This window comes from Vibrio sp. 10N.239.311.G01, assembly GCF_041465805.1.
In the GTDB taxonomy this organism is placed as follows: Bacteria; Pseudomonadota; Gammaproteobacteria; order Enterobacterales; family Vibrionaceae; genus Vibrio; species Vibrio crassostreae_C.
The window spans coordinates 1-1,065 of the sequence record NZ_JBFSRM010000080.1 but is presented as its reverse complement, the minus strand read 5'-3'; the positions used below and the strand labels follow the sequence as shown (position 1 = coordinate 1,065).

Here is a 1,065-nt window from a genome sequence, read left to right as displayed (position 1 = left end):
AATTTTGTGCCGGTGAGTTGGAATCTGTCATTGTACAGGCCTATGAAAAAGAAAACCCGGATCTGATTATTATTGAAGGGCAAGGAGCCTTGAGTCACCCTGCGTTTTCAACCAGCGCTTTTATCTTACGTGGCAGCTGTCCAACGGGTGTGATACTGCAACATGCCCCTAAACGTTTATATCGTAGTGATTTTCCTGATTGCCCAATGCCTTCGATTGCCTCAGAAATCAATCTTATCGAAACGTTTTCTAATACCAATGTTATTGGACTAACACTGAATCATGAAGATATGTCGTTGGATGAAACACGCAGTGTGATAGACAGTTACACTACCGAATTTGGTCTACCTGTTACTGATGTCTTGTCACAACCTGTCGAACATCTGTTGCACATCGTAACGTCAGCTTTCCCTAAAATAGAAAGTAAACTGGCCGAAAAAGGGTGAACTACCCTAGGTTAGACATCGATTGTGGGAAAGTTCACCATAACGCTCAATTCCTGATTACTCAGCTCTCACTGAAAAATATATCCGTTACGCCTGTAACAAAAGCCTTCCTCGGTCACCCTATCATCGCACAAGTTCTTATTGATGCTGGCGCACCAATGTTAGCCGATTCAAGAATCGAAAATCTTCAAAAGATGACTGAATCTGGCATTTCTATCCCCAAAATGCTGATACGTACACCCATGCTCAGTCAAGTGGCGAGCGTAATAAAATACAGTGATATGAGTTTAAACTCTGAAGTTGAAGTGATTCAGAGGCTTTCACATGCAGCGGAACAACAAAATTGCCGTCACGATATTATTATTATGGTTGAGCTTGGCGATCTCAGAGAAGGTGTGATGCCTAATCGCGTGATTGATTTTATCCGTGAGATTATTTCTTTACCAAACATCACGATAAAAGGAATTGGTACGAATTTAGCTTGTCGGTATGGTGTCGCTCCAGATGATAAAAATATGAATATTCTTTCTGATCTTGCCGATGGAATTGAAGCTACATTTGGGATCAATCTAGAAATTATTTCAGGGGGTAATTCTGCTTCAGTTAACTGGGCTCTTCA

The 1,065-nt window shown here is 41.2% G+C and carries 2 protein-coding genes; both read left to right on the top strand.

Going from position 1 to position 1,065, the window contains the following annotated elements:
- Positions 1-446, top strand: a 446-nt coding sequence (locus AB6D06_RS22515; RefSeq protein ID WP_372111943.1) for a DUF1611 domain-containing protein, incomplete at its 5' end; no start/stop codon positions are given.
- A partial coding sequence (locus tag AB6D06_RS22510; RefSeq protein ID WP_372111940.1) for an alanine racemase occupies positions 443-1,065 on the top strand: 623 nt, incomplete at its 3' end. The genes AB6D06_RS22515 and AB6D06_RS22510, both read left to right, overlap by 4 nt.